Source organism: Paenibacillus sp. CMAA1364, assembly GCF_054373195.1.
This window is the reverse complement of the sequence record NZ_JBITNB010000039.1, coordinates 1-20,147: the sequence shown is the minus strand read 5'-3', so window position 1 is coordinate 20,147 and position 20,147 is coordinate 1. Positions and strand designations below refer to the sequence as shown.

Annotated in this window: 19 protein-coding genes and 1 tRNA gene; 16 read left to right on the top strand and 4 right to left on the bottom strand. The window is 39.2% G+C overall.

Annotated elements, in window-relative coordinates:
• Together ACH8E3_RS16010 and ACH8E3_RS16005 are read left to right on the top strand one after the other, a co-directional pair.
• Window positions 1-72, top strand: a tRNA-Pro gene (locus ACH8E3_RS16010).
• Between the two features lie 143 nt (window positions 73-215).
• On the top strand, window positions 216-908 hold the full coding sequence (locus ACH8E3_RS16005) for a BofC C-terminal domain-containing protein (protein ID WP_458633643.1): 693 nt from the start codon (window positions 216-218) through the stop codon (window positions 906-908).
• Between the two features lie 78 nt (window positions 909-986).
• Here ACH8E3_RS16005 and ACH8E3_RS16000 read toward each other — a convergent pair whose 3' ends face one another.
• Window positions 987-2,051 carry a branched-chain amino acid aminotransferase gene (locus ACH8E3_RS16000; RefSeq protein WP_458633642.1) on the bottom strand — a complete coding sequence of 355 codons (1,065 nt, stop codon included), beginning with the start codon at window positions 2,049-2,051 and terminating at the stop codon, window positions 987-989.
• 289 nt (window positions 2,052-2,340) lie between these two features.
• Here ACH8E3_RS16000 and ruvC point away from each other — a divergent pair, with 289 nt between their 5' ends.
• Genes ruvC through yajC form a run of 7 tightly spaced genes read left to right on the top strand, consistent with a single transcriptional unit; the run spans window position 2,341 to window position 9,192 of the window.
• Window positions 2,341-2,844: a crossover junction endodeoxyribonuclease RuvC gene (gene ruvC / locus ACH8E3_RS15995; protein WP_458633641.1), complete on the top strand. Its 504-nt coding sequence runs from the start codon at window positions 2,341-2,343 to the stop codon at window positions 2,842-2,844.
• Window positions 2,841-3,455: a Holliday junction branch migration protein RuvA gene (ruvA, locus tag ACH8E3_RS15990; RefSeq protein WP_458633640.1), complete on the top strand. Its 615-nt coding sequence runs from the start codon at window positions 2,841-2,843 to the stop codon at window positions 3,453-3,455. The genes ruvC and ruvA overlap by 4 nt, the downstream gene beginning before the upstream one ends.
• Window positions 3,456-3,474: 19 nt before the next feature.
• A complete protein-coding gene (gene ruvB / locus ACH8E3_RS15985) occupies window positions 3,475-4,482 on the top strand; it encodes a Holliday junction branch migration DNA helicase RuvB (RefSeq protein ID WP_458633639.1) in 1,008 nt (335 codons plus the stop codon).
• A gap of 28 nt (window positions 4,483-4,510) precedes the next feature.
• Window positions 4,511-6,625, top strand: a complete 2,115-nt coding sequence (locus ACH8E3_RS15980) for a SpoIID/LytB domain-containing protein (RefSeq protein WP_458633638.1) — start codon at window positions 4,511-4,513, stop codon at window positions 6,623-6,625.
• 7 nt (window positions 6,626-6,632) lie between these two features.
• Window positions 6,633-7,661, top strand: coding sequence for a tRNA preQ1(34) S-adenosylmethionine ribosyltransferase-isomerase QueA (gene queA, locus ACH8E3_RS15975; RefSeq protein ID WP_458633637.1), 1,029 nt, complete (start codon window positions 6,633-6,635; stop codon window positions 7,659-7,661).
• A 41-nt stretch (window positions 7,662-7,702) separates the two neighbouring features.
• Window positions 7,703-8,842, top strand: a complete 1,140-nt coding sequence (gene tgt / locus ACH8E3_RS15970; protein WP_458633646.1) for a tRNA guanosine(34) transglycosylase Tgt — start codon at window positions 7,703-7,705, stop codon at window positions 8,840-8,842.
• A 35-nt stretch (window positions 8,843-8,877) separates the two neighbouring features.
• A complete protein-coding gene (gene yajC / locus ACH8E3_RS15965; RefSeq protein WP_458633636.1) occupies window positions 8,878-9,192 on the top strand; it encodes a preprotein translocase subunit YajC in 315 nt (104 codons plus the stop codon).
• Window positions 9,193-9,287: 95 nt separating this feature from the next.
• Here yajC and ACH8E3_RS15960 read toward each other — a convergent pair whose 3' ends face one another.
• Together ACH8E3_RS15960 and ACH8E3_RS15955 are read right to left on the bottom strand one after the other, a co-directional pair.
• Window positions 9,288-10,130, bottom strand: coding sequence for a phosphatase PAP2 family protein (locus tag ACH8E3_RS15960; RefSeq protein WP_458633635.1), 843 nt, complete (start codon window positions 10,128-10,130; stop codon window positions 9,288-9,290).
• A gap of 74 nt (window positions 10,131-10,204) precedes the next feature.
• Window positions 10,205-10,600, bottom strand: coding sequence for a TIGR04086 family membrane protein (locus tag ACH8E3_RS15955; protein ID WP_458633634.1), 396 nt, complete (start codon window positions 10,598-10,600; stop codon window positions 10,205-10,207).
• Between the two features lie 172 nt (window positions 10,601-10,772).
• Here ACH8E3_RS15955 and ACH8E3_RS15950 point away from each other — a divergent pair, with 172 nt between their 5' ends.
• Window positions 10,773-11,501, top strand: coding sequence for a DUF421 domain-containing protein (locus ACH8E3_RS15950; RefSeq protein ID WP_458633645.1), 729 nt, complete (start codon window positions 10,773-10,775; stop codon window positions 11,499-11,501).
• 5 nt (window positions 11,502-11,506) lie between these two features.
• Here ACH8E3_RS15950 and spoVB read toward each other — a convergent pair whose 3' ends face one another.
• A complete protein-coding gene (gene spoVB, locus ACH8E3_RS15945) occupies window positions 11,507-13,075 on the bottom strand; it encodes a stage V sporulation protein B (RefSeq protein ID WP_458633644.1) in 1,569 nt (522 codons plus the stop codon).
• Window positions 13,076-13,258: 183 nt separating this feature from the next.
• Here spoVB and ACH8E3_RS15940 point away from each other — a divergent pair, with 183 nt between their 5' ends.
• The 6 genes from ACH8E3_RS15940 to ACH8E3_RS15915 all read left to right on the top strand — a co-directional run bounded on the left by ACH8E3_RS15940 (window position 13,259) and on the right by ACH8E3_RS15915 (window position 20,028).
• Complete coding sequence (locus tag ACH8E3_RS15940; protein WP_458633633.1) at window positions 13,259-13,516, top strand: post-transcriptional regulator; 258 nt, start codon at window positions 13,259-13,261, stop codon at window positions 13,514-13,516.
• Between the two features lie 147 nt (window positions 13,517-13,663).
• Window positions 13,664-14,914: a protein translocase subunit SecD gene (gene secD / locus ACH8E3_RS15935; RefSeq protein ID WP_458633632.1), complete on the top strand. Its 1,251-nt coding sequence runs from the start codon at window positions 13,664-13,666 to the stop codon at window positions 14,912-14,914.
• Window positions 14,904-15,797: a protein translocase subunit SecF gene (secF, locus tag ACH8E3_RS15930; protein WP_458633631.1), complete on the top strand. Its 894-nt coding sequence runs from the start codon at window positions 14,904-14,906 to the stop codon at window positions 15,795-15,797. The genes secD and secF overlap by 11 nt, the downstream gene beginning before the upstream one ends.
• Window positions 15,798-15,950: 153 nt before the next feature.
• The gene (locus ACH8E3_RS15925; protein ID WP_458633630.1) at window positions 15,951-16,895 is read left to right on the top strand and encodes a cation diffusion facilitator family transporter; all 945 of its coding nucleotides are present in this window, start codon (window positions 15,951-15,953) and stop codon (window positions 16,893-16,895) included.
• Window positions 16,896-16,939: 44 nt separating this feature from the next.
• On the top strand, window positions 16,940-19,357 hold the full coding sequence (gene recJ, locus ACH8E3_RS15920) for a single-stranded-DNA-specific exonuclease RecJ (RefSeq protein ID WP_458633629.1): 2,418 nt from the start codon (window positions 16,940-16,942) through the stop codon (window positions 19,355-19,357).
• A gap of 152 nt (window positions 19,358-19,509) precedes the next feature.
• Window positions 19,510-20,028 (top strand): adenine phosphoribosyltransferase, encoded by a 519-nt coding sequence (locus ACH8E3_RS15915; protein ID WP_458633628.1) that lies wholly within the window; start codon window positions 19,510-19,512, stop codon window positions 20,026-20,028.
• The last annotated feature ends 119 nt before the right edge of the window (window positions 20,029-20,147 follow it).

Below are 20,147 nucleotides of genomic sequence, written 5' to 3'. Positions count from 1 at the left end.
GGACGTAGCTCAGCTTGGTAGAGCACCTGGTTTGGGTCCAGGGGGTCGCATGTTCGAATCGTGTCGTCCCGATCAAATGTAGAACCATTCGTTAATTCGGATGGTTCTTTTTTGTGAACAAATTAACATGAATGTGGATCCAATCCCCTAACTTGTATAAATATTGGGCTGCACGGTCACAATATAGAAAAGTATGTAGATAGAAGGGGATCCGCATGAATGCTTCAAAACTAAAAAAGCAATTAAAAAGAAATTGGATGAAGTGGAAACGAAGAATTGGAGCAACTGCCTTGTTCTTGATCATTTCTATACTTGCACTATGGGGAACACAGCTTTCTGTTAAATTCAAATCTTTATTACACACGGAACCACCCATTGCTGTTGAAACATTGCAATATATTCAGAACATTTCGACCAGAATTGAACCCCAACAATTGAATGTTGATGTAAAAAGATTAAATGAATCTAATATTCATCCTGTTGTAATTAGAACAAACTATATATGTGGCAATGAAGTAAAAGTGATGGGGGATATGAATAAGGATGAAATTCTAAAATTAATGAAAGAACACCCTACATGGACGATACAATTTGGTGTGAATGAAGAAGTATCACTTGTAGAATCGATTGAGGACCTCTCTCCCTTATGTAAACAAAAGGCATATATAAGTGTAGATGTGAACGGTCATCTTTCACTGTATGAGGGACCACCAAAGGAAGAAAAAGTATTAAAGACCTTTTTCCAACTTGATATTAATTCGATGGAATCTGCGTTACCTGATGGTGTGTTAGATCAATTAATAGAAGGTATTCGCATTCAAGACATGGACGAATATAATAGTGTGATTTCTACGTTCAGTGATTATGCTCAATCGTATAGTGAGAACGTGATGAAGAGATCTGAATAAGAATAGATGAATTCAATAAGCCCAACGATCCCTACAGATATGTAGGGATCGTTGGGCTTTCATGAATGAACTAAAAAGTTATACTTGTACAGTCCAAGTCAGAGTATCTTCGATCACACCTGTCTGGATACCTGTAATCGTGTCATATAGTTGTTGTGATAGGGATCCGATCTCACCTTTGTTGATCAATAATTGTTTCTCATTCCAGAATAATTCACCTACTGGCGAGATGACAGCCGCAGTACCCGTTCCAAATACTTCTTCTAGCGTATGATCTTGATAAGCTTGGTATACTTCTTCCATAGAGATACGGCGTTCTTCTACAGGAATATTCCAAGTGCCCAATAGTTGGATGATGGAATCTCGTGTTACCCCAGCTAATATACTTCCGTTTAATGCAGGCGTGATCACTTTTCCATTTATTTTAAAGAATATATTCATGCTTCCAACTTCTTCAATATATTTACGCTCTAGCGCGTCTAACCATAACACTTGAGAATAGCCTGCTTCTTTTGCTTCAGTCTGTGCTTTAATACTGGCGGCATAATTACCTGCTGCTTTGGCCGTTCCAAGACCACCACGTACTGCGCGCGCGTAAGTAGCTTCTACATTGATTTTAACAGGCTCTATCCCTTCGCTATAGTACGCACCAACGGGAGATAGGATGACAAGGAGTTGGTATTGATAGGAAGCACGTACGCCAAGACATGGTTCTGTAGCAATAATAAATGGGCGTATATATAGAGAAGTCCCCTTACCTGTAGGAATCCACTCTTTCTCAATTGAAATTAAAGTCTGAATCGCTTGTAGGATGTAGTCCTCATCAATTTCAGGAATTTCAAGACGACGATTTGATTCATTAAATCGCTCCATATTCTTTTTAGGTCTAAATAAAAGAATTTGATCATCTTTGGCTGAGAATGCCTTCATCCCTTCGAATACAGCTTGTCCATAGTGTAATACCATAGCTGCTGGATCTAACACGATGGGACCATAAGGGACGATACGAGGGTCATGCCAACCTTGATCTATATTGTAATCTAATAAAAACATATGATCGGTGAAGTGCTGTCCGAATTCTAAATGTTCCTGGTCTGGTTTTTGTTTAAGGTCGTCTCTTTTAAAAATCTGAATGTCCTTCATACGTTAACTCCTCCTGAGCATCTATGAAATATACTTACTTCATTATAATGAATATAAAAACACTTGGTCAATCCAATAATATCTATTACATTAATAGGTATTGTCTATAGGTCTACAATTTGCAAAAAAGTTCGGTTATTTAGTTCATTTTACACGTTTAAAGGTTGTTATTCCATATCTATCTCTATAAACCATTGGACTTAGCTTAATTAATAGACTTCATAAGGAGATTTTCATATAATGAGATAACGAATACATATGTTCGCTTTGTGATAAGGAGAGATTGAATTTGCGGATTTTGGGAATAGACCCGGGTATTGCAATAGTGGGGTTTGGTTTTGTTGATAAGGTAGGTAGTAAGGTTACTCCAGTACAATATGGATGTATTCAGACAGAAGCGCATACCCCAGAAGAAGATCGATTGTTACATGTCTATGAAGGTATGGTACAGTTGATAGATAAATATAAGCCTGATGCTGTTGCTTTTGAGAAGTTATTCTTTAATCGGAATGTGACGACAGCTATGATTGTTAGTCAAGCTAGAGGTGTGATGATTCTAGCCGCAGTGCAAAAGGGCATTCCTGTTGCTGAATATACACCATTACAGGTGAAACAAGCAGTTGTAGGTTATGGTAAAGCTGAGAAGAAGCAGGTTCAAGAGATGGTTAAGATTTACCTTAAACTCAGAGAGGTGCCTAAACCTGATGACGTCGCGGATGCATTAGCCGTGGCGATATGTCATGCGCATTCTTCGACATTAAATACGATGCTAAAAGAGGTGTTGAAGAAATGATTGATTACCTAACGGGCCCTGTTGTTCACCTCGAGAATGATTATGTTGTAGTCGATGTGCGGGGGATTGGATATCGAGTGTTTTGTCCCAATCCCTATGTTTTTGCCAAGGCAGAAAGTGACATCACTATTTATACACACTACAATGTGCGCGAGGATGCCATTCTATTATTCGGATTTCCCACACGTGAAGAGCAGAAGTTGTTTCGTAAGTTAATTGAAGTTTCGGGTATTGGTCCAAGGGTAGCTCTTGGTATATTAAGTGGAGGAAATCCAGACCAAGTGATATCTGCGATCTACCAAGAGAATATACCGTACTTAATCAAGTTGCCTGGTATCGGTAAGAAGACAGCACAACGTATGATTCTAGACTTAAAAGATAAATTGGATGATATAACGACAACGGTCATCTCCGGAGGCCTATTTAATGTTTCTGAATCTCAAGAAGGCGACGGATCGTCTTGGTCTGAGGCTAGGGAAGGTTTGAAGGCATTAGGGTATACGGATACTGAACTTGACCATGTATGGTTGAAGATTAAAGATGATGTCACCTATGATGAGACGATAGATGGCTTAATGAAGAGGGCGCTCAAACTGCTCTACGCAGGCTAATGAATAGGAGCGATAGTAAATGGATGAACGTATCATATCAGCGAATTTAATGATGGAGGATTCTGCGGTAGAGTTAAGTCTACGGCCACGTTATCTTGCAGAATATATTGGTCAGAATCAAGTGAAAGAAAATCTAAAAATTTATATTGAAGCAGCCAAAATGCGTAATGAGGCATTGGATCATGTACTACTATATGGTCCACCAGGACTTGGAAAGACTACACTTGCTAACATCATTGCGAATGAACTAGGCGTTAACTTAAGAACGACTTCGGGTCCTGCTATTGAGAGACCGGGTGATCTTGCTGCACTACTAACCAATCTTCAAGAGGGAGATGTTCTCTTTATTGATGAGATTCATCGTCTACACCGTACGGTGGAGGAAGTGATGTATCCTGCGATGGAGGACTTTGCACTGGATATCATGATTGGTAAGGGACCTAGTGCACGTTCTGTAAGGTTAGACTTACCTCCTTTTACATTGATAGGTGCGACTACCCGAGCTGGATTATTATCTGCTCCACTTCGAGATCGATTCGGAGTAGTAAGTCGCCTTGAATTCTATAGTGTGGATGAACTTAGTTATATCGTATCAAGAGGAGCAGATATCTTCGGCATTGAGATTGTGGGAGATGCAGCCGATGAGATCGCCCTTAGAGCGAGGGGGACCCCACGTATTGCGAACCGTCTTTTAAAGCGAGTACGTGACTATGCTCAGGTACGTGGGGATGGGATGATTACAAGAGACATTGCGGATCAGGCCCTTCAGATGCTCCAAGTAGACCCTAGAGGATTAGATCTCATTGACTATAAAATACTTCATACAATGATTACGAGTTTCCGTGGTGGACCTGTAGGTCTAGATACGATTGCGGCAACGATAGGAGAAGAGAGCCAAACGATTGAAGACGTTTATGAACCATATCTCATGCAAATTGGGTTTCTACAACGGACTCCACGGGGCAGAGTGGTTTCACCTACAGCATATCAACATTTAGGTTTGCCTCAACCGCCTTCACAGAAATAAATCACATATGAAAGAGAGGAGAGATCGAATGATTCCATCCATCCAAAAAGGGATGTTCAAGAAAAGTATAAGTTGCATGCTCGTATTACTTATTACCGTCTCTTGTCTATATACACCACAGCGAGTAATGGCTGCAGGACTTGTCCCAGATCGTATAAGAGTAGCGATGTTTCTTGATTTAGGAAGTACCTATAGATCAACTACGCAAGCAGTAACATTAGAGCAAAGAGTTGCTTGGAGCGCTGGGATAAATAGTTCATTTGGATATCAAGAGTTAGTTCCTGTGATGGGAAATGCACAAGTGAGATTCAGTGTGGATTCGTATCGGATAAAGGCATTGGAGACGTCTAATTGGAAAGTCGCCACAGCGGCATTTCAGAGCTTATCTGCAACTACTTCTGATAAACCTCTATTATATCAGTCCAACTTGGCTGGGAACGTTGTATATCAACTCTATACAGGGATGTATGCAACAGAACAAGCAGGTAGAGATGCAATCAACCGGGTTGCCAAAACAATAGGATCTCAGCTGAATGGACAAGTACCTATATTAAAAGGTAATAAACATAGATCTGTCGGTATTTATAGCACTGTAGAGCAAGCAGAAGCACAACAGGTCATCCTACAAAATGCGGGTATTGATGCTATGATTGCGATACAGTTAGACCCATCTGTTGGAACTCAATATGCAGTATGGGTTGGGGAAACAACAAGTGATGAAGAATTTATCGCTTTGGAGCAGGAGATTAAACAGGTTATCCCAACCTTAAATCTAGTAAATGTTGATCCTTCTGTTCCGTCATTAATTGTTCGTCAAGATGTAGGTCTTCATTTATCATCGACACGTGCAGTAACGCATTATCAAATTAGTGGAGAAGCTGTGAAGGTATGGATTCCCAATGATAGTAATGTAATAAAGGTAACCGAGCGTTCTGGACGAAGTTATCGCGGTAATATGGAGATTGGATCATACAATGGTCAACTATCCTTGGTGAATGAACTTCCTTTGGAGCATTACCTGTATTCCGTAGTGGGTGGAGAAGTACCTTCTTCATGGTCACCTGAAGTTTTGAAGACGCAAGCGGTCGCAGCAAGAAGTTACGCTTTATTCCAAAAAAACAAATTCAAAATAGCGGATGTAGTCGATACAACGCTTAGCCAAGTATATAATGGCATCGGGTCAGAAGCAGCAAGCATTATTAAGGCGGTTGATGACACTATGGGTGAGGTCTTGCTCAAAGATGGGAAGATTGTCGAAACCATATTCTCATCTAACAGTGGTGGGGTAACAGCAGATTCCAGTGAAGTATGGAACAGTATAAATAATACCTTCGTTAATGTTAAAAGTGACGGAGATGTATCTGCACAACAGAACTTGAAAAATTGGTACTATGTTTTAATGAATAATGGACAAACGGGTTATATTCGTGAAGATAATGCAACTGAATTAAGTAGTAAAACAATAGCGGGTCTTGGACAATTGTCGGTCACCTCAGCAAGTACGAATGTTCGTTCAACACCACAGATTCTATCTAATGTACCTGCAATAGGCAAACTTAATCCAGGGGACAGTGTGGTGATTCTGGATAGAGTATCCGAATCTAATTCATTTAGTTGGGTTAGGGGCCCTTATACTTCCGATGAATTACTTAAATCAATGCAAGGAAAATCAGGATTACAGTTACCAGCTACGATTCGTACACTAGAAGTGACCAAAAGAGGACCATCTGGTCGCGTTATTGAATTACAAGTCAATGGTCAAATTCTAAATGTTAAATACCCGGATTTATTCAGATCAGCATTAAATGGCTTACCTAGTACAATGTTTGAAATTGTACCAACGGGAAGTTATACTGTATTAGGTTCGAATGGCTCCATGGTACAGACATCCACATCATCTCCAGCAGTTGTTATCTCTGCAACAGGCACTAGTAAACTTACAGGAGATACAACTGTGATTATGAATAGTGAATCCAAGGCAACCGTTGTGGATAGAAGTGAAAAGTATAAATTTATCGGTCAAGGAAATGGTCATGGCCTAGGATTATCCCAATGGGGAGCAAAAGGTATGGCTGATGCAGGACATAAATATCAGGATATTTTGAAACATTATTATCAAAATGTCACTATTGTTAAGGAATGACGACAACATGGATGTGGAATTATATAATTTTGATCTACCAGATGAATTAATTGCTCAGACACCTCTTCTAGAAAGAAGCTCCTCCCGACTGCTTGCGTTAAGCAAAGAAGATGGGTCGATGAAACATCTTAACTTTAAAGATATTATCGACTACCTCCAACCTGGGGATACCTTAGTATTAAATGATACCCGGGTTATACCAGCAAGAATCTTTGGCATAAAAGAGGAAACAGGTGCCAAAGCAGAGGTTCTATTACTGAAGAATTTGGGACAAGACCGTTGGGAAGCGTTAGTAAAGCCAGGAAAAAAATTGAAACAAGGAAATGTCATTCTATTTGGTGAAGAACTTATTGCTGTCATTGAATCCGAAGGAGATATGGGTGCAAGAGTACTTAAATTCACATATAAGGGTGTATTTCAGGAAATACTTGATCGACTGGGAGAGATGCCACTTCCCCCATATATTAAAGATAAGTTAGATGACCAAGAACGTTATCAAACGGTCTATGCTCGTCATGAGGGGTCAGCGGCTGCTCCTACGGCAGGACTACATTTTACAGAGGAATTACTTCATCAGATACGTTCTAAAGGAATATCCGTTGCGTTCATCACATTACATGTTGGACTGGGAACATTCCGTCCAATGTCCGTGGAACGAGTTGAAGATCATATTATGCATGAAGAGTATTATTCGTTGTCTCAAGAAACCGCTGAATTGCTCAATAGAACACATCAAGATGGTGGAAGAATTGTTGCTGTGGGAACAACCACTGCCCGCACATTAGAAACGGTTGGGCAGAACTGCAAAGGTGGTCCGCTAACTGAATGTAGTGGATGGACGAGTATCTTCATGTTTCCAGGATATCAATTTACAGTAGTAGATGCCTTGATTACTAACTTTCATTTACCTAAGTCTACTTTGGTGATGCTTGTCAGTGCATTGGCAGGACGTGAGCATATATTAGAAGCGTACGAAGTAGCAGTGAAAGAGAAATATCGCTTCTTTAGCTTCGGTGATGCGATGTTTATTTATTAAATTAGAAGATAATGATAGATATGGAAGGGATACGTACACATATGGTAGCAGCAGTAACTTATGAACATATCAAGACTTGTAAACAATCAGGAGCTCGTCTCGGACGAGTTCATACGCCACACGGAATAATTGAAACACCAACATTTATGCCAGTAGGCACATTAGCAACCGTTAAAACGATGAGTCCAGAAGAGCTTAAACAAATGGAAGCTCAGATTATTCTCAGCAACACATATCACTTATTCCTCCGTCCTGGACATGATATTATCCGTGATGCAGGCGGCCTCCACAAATTTATGAACTGGGATCGTCCTATTTTAACAGATAGTGGTGGGTTTCAGGTCTTTAGTCTAAGTGAAATGCGTAAAATTACCGAAGAGGGTGTTCATTTCCGTTCACATCTAAATGGCGATAAATTGTTCTTGTCACCAGAAGTGGTCATGGAGATTCAGAATGCTCTTGGGTCTGATATTATGATGGCTTTCGATGAATGTCCACCTCATCCAGCTGATCATGATTATGTCAAAAAGTCGCTAGAGCGAACAACTCGTTGGGCGGAACGTTGTTTAGAAAGTCATGCTAGAAGTAAAGATCAAGCTCTGTTTGGAATCGTTCAAGGTGGGATGTATGAGGACTTACGTAAGCAAAGTGCACTGGATTTGACTTCCATGGATTTCCCGGGTTATGCTATTGGTGGACTCAGTGTGGGAGAGCCTAAGCAGCTTATGTATGATATGTTGGATTACACCGTTCCTTTCCTTCCGAGTGATAAACCTCGTTATTTGATGGGTGTAGGATCACCTGATGCTCTTATCGAGGGATCTATTCGTGGAATAGATATGTTTGATTGCGTTCTACCTACACGAATTGCACGTAATGGGACAACGATGACAAGTGAAGGAAGAGTTGTAATTCGTAACGCTAAATATGCTCGAGACTTTGGTCCATTAGACCCGGCATGCGATTGTTACACATGTAGGAATTACTCGAGAGCTTATTTGCGGCATTTAATCAAAGCTGATGAGACTTTTGGATTGAGATTGACTACATACCATAATCTGCACTTCTTACTTGAATTAATGCGCAAGGTTCGTGAGAGCATTATGGAAGACAGACTGCTTGATTTTCGCGATGAGTTCTTTGACCAGTATGGCCTTCATAATAATCCAAGTGGATTCTAGCGTGAAGTGATTTACTAATCTAAGGGGGAAATGAAATGTTCGAACTTGCAGCAGCTACTGGAACAGGTGGAGCAGCGGGCATATTTCAATTAATATGGCCATTTATTTTGATGTTTGGTATTTTCTACTTTTTGTTAATTCGTCCACAACAGAAGAAACAAAAGGCTCGTACAAGCATGTTAAGTACGCTTCAAAAAGGGGATAAGGTTGTAACGATAGGTGGTCTTCACGGTCGCATTGTTGAAATTACCGATGATATTATCGTTCTACTTGTTAATGATTCCACAAGACTGACTTTTGATCGCAGTTCCATCAGCACAGGCGTACGTGCAGATACAGAAGTTAAGTAAATCTCGTCTGAACTTATCGTTCCAATGAAAAGAGGTTGTCCGACTAGTCTTCATGACTAAAGGACAACCTCTTTTCATTATATAGTTATTAAAGTTTACATAGAACGATTGAATGATTTTGAGTGGGAATGCAGTGAACCATGTTCTTTCTTTACCATCAACTTTGCCCAGTAGATGGCTAATGTAGAAGCAGTTATACCAAGCATTGATCCTGCAATCATATCAATGACCCAATGAATTCCTAAGTAGAATATACTAAATACGATGATGACTGAACTTATACCCGTGATGAATTTCCAACGTACATTTCCGGAACGAAACCCTAGATAGCAAATGGTGACGGAGATAGATGTGTGAAGACTAGGAAAGCAGTTGTTAAGTCCAGAGAGTGGTCTATACTCCTCTTCAAAACTAGGGAAGACGTCTAACATATGGAAGACAACGCCAGAAGGAGGGTATGACCAAGCTTCATTCACAGGAACGAAAATATAGAATGGAATAGCTACCGCATAATTGATCATAATAGCAAAGAACGTAGCATATACAAACACTTTATTGCGATCCATAAGATATACACCAATGGATGCGATCAACAAAGATTGAAACACAATGACATAGAAAAAGACCAAAATAGGTGTAAGAGCAGGATGATAGAAGAATTCTTGAATAGATTGTACAAAATCTCCTTCTATGCCATAGATAAATGGTGTGAAATCCATATCATAATTCAGACTATTTTCAAATTTTAGCTCATATTTGTTAATAATTAAAATACAGGCGACAGATACAAATAATAGCAGGAATGTTCGTGAGTTACGTAGTGATTGAACAAACTCTTTAATAACCAAGAAAGGATTTCGAAGAGATCCTATCCATATCAATATAATTACGGTTGCTGTTGAGGCTAAAGCAATGGTTCCTATAGATTGATAAATCACAAGAACAGTCCTTTCTTTTTAGCGTGACTTGAATTAGTGTAACACAAAAAAAAGAAAGAGCATATACGGGCTAACTACCTATTATTTTTGAGATTAATCCCTAGAACACCACCAATAGCACCGGAAATGATGCTTGCTACGATCCAAGTCGCGTTAATAAATGTCGAAGATCCATCCAATGCTAGAAAACCCACTAATAGAATAATAATCCCATAACATAGTCCAGTTAGGGCTCCACGCATCCATCCTTTGTGACTAGATCGTTTGCCAGATACGATGCCACCCATAATACATGAAAGAGCATGAATGATGTACGTATACTTCGTAAGTTCTTGTTCCTGCAATCCACTTAACCACAATACTAGTGATAATATAAATGCTCCTATCATCATCCACGCAAATGCATAACATAGTCCCGCTAGAATAGGATTACTAACTCTAAATGAGAAGATTTGACGGATATACTGCATGGTACTTCCCCCTCTGTATTCGATATATTACTGTCATTCTATGATGGGGCTTGCCCCAGTATTACAACAACAACTACCATTAATTGAATGTATGGAAATTAAGCTAAAAGGTGACAATAACTATACAATTTGTCTAATTCGAACAAGTGTAAGGGAGAGATGATAAGTGAGTATGGATTATATGGTGCATATTTATAGAACTTTACTCATGTATTTTGTTATCTATGCAACGATTCGTATAATGGGTAAAAGAGAAATAGGGAAACTTTCAATATTTGATTTAGTTATTTCTATTATGATTGCAGAGATCGCTGTTTTTGTGGTAGAAGACGTTAAACGGCCAATATTGGAAGGAATCATTCCAATGGCTACGCTAGTGTTGCTACAAATTGTTATAGCGCAGTTAGGTTTGAGAAGTCGTAAATTACGTCTGTTATTTGATGGTAAACCTACCGTCCTTATTTCTAAAGGCAATTTGCATCGAGATGCAATGAAGAAACAAAGGTATAGCTTAGATGATCTTATGTTTCAGATCAGACAAAAAGATATTGATAATATCGCTGATGTAGAATTTGCCATTCTAGAGACGACAGGGCAACTTACCGTGTTCCCCAAAGAATCTCCATCACTCTCGAACGCCACTGGCGCTAAGACCCAAATAAGTAAATGGAATAGCAAAAAGAAAGTGCTAATCCCTTCTGGAAAGCTAAGTCATCAAGGGTTACCGATTCCTTTAATTATGGATGGACGAGTGATGGACGATAATCTTAAATTACTTAAAAAGACACGTTTCTGGTTGAAGAATATCATTCGATCTAATGGAGCGAATGACTTTCAGGATGTTTTTCTATGCAGTGTTGATCATAAAGATCAGATATATGTTGATTTAATAGATAAATAACAACGCTATGAAAACCATTGTCCAATGATGGGTATTTTCCCTAAATCACGCATCGATACTAACTTGATCCTAAATATAATAAATATATAAATAACCATTCCAATAATACAGGAGACCAAGAATTGTAACCACGTATGTTGATGAAAAGGTAATTGCGTGTAGGCAAGTTGAATTCCTGCGGCTGTTACAATCATGGCAACACATATTTTTAGGATGTTGATAACGTTGAACCTAAAAGAAAGTAGTCTAACTACACTTGAGCCATGCATGAATGTTACAAGTATCGTATTTATAATAATGGCAATCACAGCTCCGTATATACCGTATTTCGCTTGGGTACATAAATACCAGATGAGAAATAACTTAATAATGGCACCGATCAAAGTATTTCTAAGTGCACTTCCAGGACGATCTAATACTTGAAGCGCAACTTGCAGTGGACCCTGTATATAGATGAATAATGCAAATGGAGCCATAAGCCGTAACATACCCGATATTTCCTGATTGTTATATAATAACAAGCATAATGGAGCAGATAGAACAAACATGATGACAGAGAATGGAGCACCTGTTACAAGCGCCAAGTTAATGGTCTGGTTCAGTCGCTTATGGATCGTGGCTATTTCATTGCGAGCAAGCGCTTCAGACAAAGAAGGGACAAGAGATACGGCTAATGACGTTGTTAATGCCCCTGGCAACAACAATAAGGGTATGACCATTCCTTGTAGTGCACCATATTGCGCTGTCACAACAGATGTGGCTAAACCAGCGATAGCAAGACTTTGTGCTGTGATGATAGATTCAAACAAATAAGAGAATGATCCTACAAGTTTCCCAGCGGTAACAGGAATTGTAATCTTGAGTAATCTACGAAGCACACCAGAACTAGATTGTATCGAGGGATCATGAGTAGCTGGATTGGATTCCTTCATATCCCGATCATCTGAATGGTAGTGAAGTATTAATATGAGTAGTCCTATGAACTCACCCGCCATTACCCCGAGCATGGCACCAGCAGCGCCGAACTCAATGCCCTTGGGGAGGAGTAGGAAAGAAAAAGATAGAACGCACACCATGCGAACCACGGTCTCTACAATGGATGAGATGGCAGAAGGTATCATGTTTTGTTTGCCTTGAAAATACCCGCGAAATACAGAGGATAACGCAACAATAACAAGCATAGGACTCATACTTACAAAAGTATGGTATACTCTGGGGTCTGTTAGAATATTCTGTGTCACCCAGGGTGCAAGCCAAATAGAAAGTAGCATGAATAGGATACCTAGACCCAAGGTTAAACCTAGGCTAATGCGTAGAATGCGTTTAGAAGCAATCCGATTATCATCAATTTCAGCTTCTGAGACTAGTTTGGCAACAGCGAGTGGTATTCCACCCGTAATCAAGGTCATAATGACTAGAAAAAAGGGATAACCTAACTGATAAATACCAACACCTTCGGCTCCGATGATACGTGGCAAAGCTATTCTTGGAATAAAGCCTAAGATGCGATTTATGATGCCTGCTACAAGCAATATCATAGTCCCCTGTATAAATGTTTGTTTATGATGTTTGATCAATATTTACTCCCTCTTTCCAAGTCTAGACTAGCCGGTTGTCCAGCTTAACGATTACTATATGACTATGCTCAACCTGTCCATTCTCATGCTAGAATATCTGCTATATAAAAAAAGGAATTAGAATGTTAAAGTCGAATTACTCGATAGTGGTACAGGCATCATAGAGAGGGTGAGATGCACGTGGAAGTTCAATGGATAAATGCTGTAGAACTTGATGAGAATATTTCGGGTTTATGTAAAAGTAAGGCGGAGGAATTTAGAATGATTGGTTACGAACATGTGACAGGGAAAGAAGTTTGGGCTTGTGTTAGTGCGAAATATGAGAAGGAAGGAACGCCGTCTCTTCATAAATTAGTGAATGATATACTATCTTTAAAAGTAACAGCGTTTATGAATTTCATGACAATGGCTGCTTACAAAGGGAATACCTTTGATTAAATGGGTTCTTTTTTATCTGAATATAGGTGAAAATATTAGAGGATAAATGTCGTAATGACACGAAGAATACAAAATTCATAAATTGACTGCTTTTTATGGCATAGCTATAATAGGAATATTGAGGACGAAAGGGGAAATAACAACGGAATGAAAAGAATTGTCAGTTTTTTCGTTACAATATTTGTACTAGCAGCTGTAATGGCAATAACAACTCCAGGGTTACTGAATAAGGTTCGTTTAGGCCTTGACCTAAAGGGAGGATTTGAAATTCTATATGAGGCATCACCTCTAACAGAAGGTCAAAAGGTTACCAGTGAATCATTGAATCGTACGGCTCAAAGTCTAGAGAAACGTGCCAATTCTCAAGGGACAAGCGAGCCAGAGGTAACGACAGAAGGTACCAACCGAATCCGACTTAAAATTGCAGGAGTAACGGATGAGGCTGAGGTTAGAAAGAAAATGAAAGAACCTGCCAACCTCACATTTCGTAGTGCTGATGGCTGTAAAGAAGAGTCAGAATTCTGTAAAGTAGAACTCATAGGAAGTGACTTCAAAGAGAATGCTGCAGAAGTTGTATTTGACAATCTTAATCAACCTATCATCAGTATTGAAGTGAAAGACAAGGCGAAATTTGCTGAAATCACAAAACGTCTTTTACAGAAACAACTTGCAATATACTTGGATGAAACGATGCTTTCCGCTCCTACCGTTCAAGCAGCATTAACGGATGGCAAAGCAACAATTACGGGAAGATATTCAAATGAAGAAGCCAAGAGTCTCCGCGATACAATTAATTTAGGTGCGCTTCCATTGAAGCTTACGGAGAAATATTCTCAAAGTGTTGGAGCAACTTTAGGTAAGCAATCGCTGGACAAGACAGTTGTAGCGGGTCTAATTGCATCTGCCCTTATCCTTGTATTTATGATTGGTATGTACCATACGCCTGGATTAATAGCTAGTTTTGGATTGATCTTGCATACTTGGCTTCTCATATTAGTGTTTGTGCTGGCTGATTTCACTTTAACTTTGCCTGGTATTGCGGCAGTAATACTCGGAATTGGTATGGCAGTAGACGCAAATATTATTACGAATGAACGAATTAGAGAAGAAATGCGCAATGGAAGAAGTGTCATGTCTTCTGTTAAATTAGGTAACAAATCTTCCCTACGTACAATATTAGATTCTAATATCACGACAATTATTGTTGCTGGTGTCATGTATGCATACGGTACTGGTGCTGTAAAAGGTTTTGCACTAGTGCTTATGGTGGAGATTGTATTGAGTATTGCTACAAACTTATATTTCACTCACTGGTTGCTTAGCCTCTTGGTTAAGTCAGGCCTACTTAAAAAACCGAAGCAATTTGGTGTAAAGGAGAGTGAAATACGTGAACTTTAAAAAGCAAATCGATTTTGTACATGTGAGTAAGTATTTCTATTCTCTATCTATCATACTTACCATTATAGGTGTTATTAGCCTTGCGGTATTTGGATTGAATTATGGTGTTGATTTCAGAGCAGGATCGAATGTCGATGTATCTCTGTCTAAATCGCTAACAAATGACCAGATTGAACCTATCCTTAAAGAAATTGGGATTACAGAAGGTACCAAAGTTACACCAGGGCAGGAAAGAATAAATATTCGATTTAATGAAGTATTAACAGAGGAACATGATCATCAACTAAAAGAAGCCATTCTAAAGTTGGATAATCAAGCTTCTTTTGAAATCAATACGGTAGATACAGAGATGGCAAAAGAGCTTGGTAGAAATGCGATCTATGCTGTCCTTCTATCCTGTATTGGTATTGTTATCTATGTAAGTATTCGCTTCGAATGGCGATTTGCTGTGGCTGCTATTGTGGCTCTTATTCATGATGCTGTATTAGTTGTTACGGTGTTCTCCATTCTTCGCTTGGAAGTGGATCTGATCTTTATAACGGCTGTGTTAACGATTATAGGTTATTCTATTAATGATACCATCGTTATATTTGACCGTATTCGTGAGAATTTACGTTTCTCTAAATTGAAAAGCCATAACGATCTTGTGGATTTGGTGAATAAGAGTGTGAATCAGATGATCATGCGCTCATTGTATACTGCACTGACAGTATTTATTGCAGCCTTATTCTTATTCCTATTCGGAGGAGAATCGATCAAAATGTTCTCATTGGCTATGGTAATCGGTTTACTATTCGGTGCCTATTCCTCCATCTTTATTGCTAGCCCATTGTGGTTAATGCTTAAAGGTAAACAAAAGAACAACACAATTACTAAAGCGTAATTAATCCAAATTAATAGCTCTAATTGAAAGAAGCCGCGGTCTTTGCTGACGCGGCTTTCAGAATTTATGGTAACGATACGACTATCAAGATGGATCATTAGATTTTTTCTGCAATGCGCATGTAACATCGAAGTTGCTATTGGGGGGACATGAATGGGTTTACAACTTTCACAACCGAATAAAACTGTAACTTGGATAGGGATTGTTGGTGAATTAACACTAGCTCTTTTTAAAGGTTCCGTTGGTTATTTATCGAATAGTAAGGCTCTTCTTGCAGATGCATTATATTCAGTAACAGAAGTTCTTTCTTGTCTTACAGATAAAATACGATGGAAGAAAAGTGCCAAGGATGTTAACCATAGAAACATGATAATACGCACAGTAATCATGGCGTTATTTTCAATAGTGGTTATGCTGGTAGGTATACAAATAGCGGTTACAGCCATTGTGAACCTTTCGATAGATAATCTTAGATCGCCAAAGTCTTATTCCGTTGTTGCGATTTGTGTTTCATTTGTATTAAGAGAAGTTATCTATCAACTGCAAACCAGGTTATCCAAGAAGAATGATCAGATTGAACATAAGGTTCATCATGTAAATCTTCGACTCGGATTATATACTTCATTCATTGTGTTTGTAGGTGTATTCCTTTCGGTTACAGGAGACATGTATAGTTGGCCAGGATTGATATACTTGGACTCCCTGTCAGCCATTATGGTGTCGTTTATAGTGTTAAAGAATGGGTATAACCTTCTGGTTAACTCCATTGTAGGTAAATATCCTCATGATACGTTGCCAGTAGAGAACGAAGATAAATTTATGGATACGATTTCTAGAGTGCATGGGATTATAACAGTGGATGAGTTGAAATCACATGTTGAGGGACAATCTATCCATTTGAATGTCAAAGTTACCGTTAATCCTCGAACTACAATACTTGAAGCTCAAGACATCACGGAGCGCGTTAGGAAATTGTTGATGGCTCGCTTTCTTGTAGTTAGTGAAGTGAATATACAGGTTAACCCATATGATCCAGGATATCCCTACAAATCAAATCATGAAATATTAGACCATAATAGACCGACTTTACTTCAATAGGTATATCAGATAGATAAGGTTTTGCGAAAGATAGGTGATTAGACTTGCTTCAATCGAAGTACAAGTGGCAGACACAGCGATATGATGATCATAGGATAGAAGAATTTGCTAACGAGTTATCAATAACTCCGTTACTGGCCTCTCTTTTGATAACTAGAGGGGTATGCACGTTGGAAGCTGCTCATATGTTTCTAAAGGGAAGTATGGATGATTTACATGATCCTTTTCTATTGCATGGGATGGCTGAAGCGGTTCCGAGAATACAACATGCAATTGAAAATGAAGAACATATTCTAGTATATGGAGATTATGATGCTGACGGTGTATCAAGCACATCATTGATGATTTATCTCATGCGTCACTTGAAGGCTTCATTTGATATTTATATTCCTCACCGTTCAAATGAAGGTTATGGGCTTCATAATCACGCTATCGATTGGGCTGATCAGCAAGGTGTTACGTTAATAATAACTGTAGATACAGGAATTAGTGCTGTAGAACAGATATTTTATGCCAACACTTTGGGCATTGATGTCATCGTTACAGATCATCATGAACCACCTGAACAATTACCAGCAGCATACACTTTGATTAACCCCAAACTACCTCATTGCCCATACCCTTTTAAAGAATTAGCTGGTGTGGGGGTGGCATATAAGTTATGTCAGGCATTATTAGGTACTCCACCTATAGAATGGACTGAACTGGTTGCGATAGGGACAGTAGCAGATTTGATGCCCTTGATTGGGGAGAATCGAATTCTTGTACGAACAGGTATATCTTGTATGCGAGAAACATCTTTTCAAGGAATAGAGGCCTTGCTTGAGGTGAGTGGAATAGACCAAGAAACGTTAACATCGACGAATATCGCTTTTGGAATGGCTCCAAGAATTAATGCGAGTGGACGACTTGATCATGCTGGAAGAGCAGTATCTTTACTTACAACGGAAGATTCTACTGTTGCATCCACGTTGGCGCATGAGTTAGATCAATTAAACAAACAAAGACAAGCTGTTGTGGAGGATATCGTTACGGAGGCGTTGGCTCAGCTTGAGGTGAAAATACAGACCTCGGGTACTCCATCTGTGATTGTATTAGCGGGCAAGGGTTGGAACGTTGGCGTAGTTGGCATTGTAGCGTCCAAAATATTAGAACGTTATTATCGTCCAGTGATCATCCTTGGGATTGATACAGACACGGGAACCTGTAAAGGTTCAGCACGATCGATTCCAAGTCTGGATATCCATGCGGCGTTAACATCATGCAAACATCTAATGGATCATTATGGTGGTCATCCTGCTGCTGCAGGTATGAGTCTGCATCTAGATCAGTTGCAAGCATTTGAAGATGCGCTGAATCAATATGCACAGGCTATCCTAGTCCCAGAAGATTTAATTCCTGCTGTTGAAGTCGATGGAGAATGGAGAATAGATGATCTGTCTATTGCCAACATTGAAGAAATGGATTTATTACAACCTTTTGGAATGGCTAATCCAGTCCCTCGACTTATGATGAGGGGTGTTATATTAGAAGATACGCGTAAAATGGGCCGTGATCAGAAGCATCTTAGAATAACGGTACAGCAAGGTCGAGGTAAATTAGAAGGAGTAGCTTTTGGACAAGGTGATTTAGCAGATGTTTTAACCATAGGTACTTCCATGGATGTTATTGGTGAAATCACGATTAATGAGTGGAATGGTTCGCGCAAGCTTCAGCTTATGCTTCAAGATTTAAACATATCTGAACCACAAGTGATTGATATACGTGGCACGAAGGCTATGGATGAGACAATTAATCATTACCTACAAACGATGAAGCCTCGTTTAAGAGGGCAATCAAACCCCATAGCAGGGATCTGTGATAGGGAAACATTAAATGATGTAACAAAACAATTGAATGATCTATCGCTTTGGGTATATGATGAGAACGTTGACATGATAGCTGCGAACTCTGTTGCTTCTGAAGAAGGTCAAGATGGGGTCACGACATTACTAATGATAGATGCCCCGCGTTCTTTACAACAATTACAGAAGGTCATGACAGGATTCAGCGGATTATGCAACATCATTATTCTGTATGATAACCATGTTGAGATTCAACATAAGCTTGTAGTTCCAGATCGGGAATTGTTTAAAAAGTTATATATCCTGTTAAAAAGAATAGGGTCTCAATCTCTACCGGAGAAAGATGTGATAGAACAAATTGGTCGTGTGTCTTCCATGTCCACGCGTATGCTATCTATGATGATGGATGTGTTCGAAGAATTATCTTTTGTTGAGCGTAGCCATGGAATGGTCCAGTTGGTTGCTACCCCATCCAAGAAAGAATTAGAACAATCATTCCATTTCCAACTTCTAGTAACGATGGCAGAGTACGAGAATAATCTATTCAGGACGAATACTTCCCAAGTTACAACTTGGTTGATATCTCTTATGGGGACAACCAGTAATATCCAGAAGTGACGCTCAAAAACTTAAGGTTATGCTTTCGAAGAGAGTTTTTTCGAAGTGAACCAAGTAGTAACGCTCAAAAACTTAAGGTTATGCTTTCGAAGAGAGTTTTTTCGAAGTGAATCTAAGATGTAACGCTCAAAAACTTTTAGGAGGCTATCAATTTGAATTTGAAAGATTATATTCGTGTCATTCCTGACTTCCCAGAACAAGGGATTAGCTTCAAGGACATTACAACATTACTGCAGAATGGACCGATGTATAAACAGGCAATAGATGAACTAAAAGCTTTGGTTGCACATCTAGAAATCGATGTTATCGCAGGCCCAGAAGCACGAGGTTTTGTTGTGGGGGCACCACTTGCATATGCACTGGGTGTGGGATTCATCCCTATTCGTAAAAGTGGTAAACTTCCGTATGAAACCATCGAAGCAGGATATAATTTGGAGTACGGTAAAGATACATTAGCGATGCATAAAGATGCTGTGCACAAGGGACAACGTGTATTAATTGCAGATGATCTATTAGCTACAGGTGGAACCATTTCCACTTCCGTTAACTTAGTTAGACAACTGGGTGGAGAAGTTGTAGGCGCTGCATTCTTAATCGAATTGGAACATTTACATGGACGTGACAAATTAACAGATGTTGAAGTGCTCTCGCTCATGACTTACGAATTATAGGTTATAAGTTTCCCGGGAAATAATACCGCTGCATATTTGTAAAAAGCCCTCTTCCATCGTGGTACTAAAATGTACCCTTTGTAAAGGACAATTAAAAAAAGACTAGGCAATTTGAAGTA

What these genes read in the sequence shown, in the direction of transcription:
- ACH8E3_RS16005 (WP_458633643.1), top strand. Translation starts at nt 216, where the DNA reads ATGAATGCTTCAAAACTAAAAAAGCAATTAAAAAGAAATTGGATGAAG.
- ACH8E3_RS16000 (WP_458633642.1), bottom strand. Translation starts at nt 2,051, where the DNA reads ATGAAGGACATTCAGATTTTTAAAAGAGACGACCTTAAACAAAAACCA.
- ruvA (WP_458633640.1), top strand. Translation starts at nt 2,841, where the DNA reads ATGATTGATTACCTAACGGGCCCTGTTGTTCACCTCGAGAATGATTAT.
- ruvB (WP_458633639.1), top strand. Translation starts at nt 3,475, where the DNA reads ATGGATGAACGTATCATATCAGCGAATTTAATGATGGAGGATTCTGCG.
- ACH8E3_RS15980 (WP_458633638.1), top strand. Translation starts at nt 4,511, where the DNA reads ATGATTCCATCCATCCAAAAAGGGATGTTCAAGAAAAGTATAAGTTGC.
- queA (WP_458633637.1), top strand. Translation starts at nt 6,633, where the DNA reads ATGGATGTGGAATTATATAATTTTGATCTACCAGATGAATTAATTGCT.
- tgt (WP_458633646.1), top strand. Translation starts at nt 7,703, where the DNA reads ATGGTAGCAGCAGTAACTTATGAACATATCAAGACTTGTAAACAATCA.
- yajC (WP_458633636.1), top strand. Translation starts at nt 8,878, where the DNA reads ATGTTCGAACTTGCAGCAGCTACTGGAACAGGTGGAGCAGCGGGCATA.
- ACH8E3_RS15955 (WP_458633634.1), bottom strand. Translation starts at nt 10,600, where the DNA reads ATGCAGTATATCCGTCAAATCTTCTCATTTAGAGTTAGTAATCCTATT.
- ACH8E3_RS15950 (WP_458633645.1), top strand. Translation starts at nt 10,773, where the DNA reads ATGGATTATATGGTGCATATTTATAGAACTTTACTCATGTATTTTGTT.
- secD (WP_458633632.1), top strand. Translation starts at nt 13,664, where the DNA reads ATGAAAAGAATTGTCAGTTTTTTCGTTACAATATTTGTACTAGCAGCT.
- ACH8E3_RS15925 (WP_458633630.1), top strand. Translation starts at nt 15,951, where the DNA reads ATGGGTTTACAACTTTCACAACCGAATAAAACTGTAACTTGGATAGGG.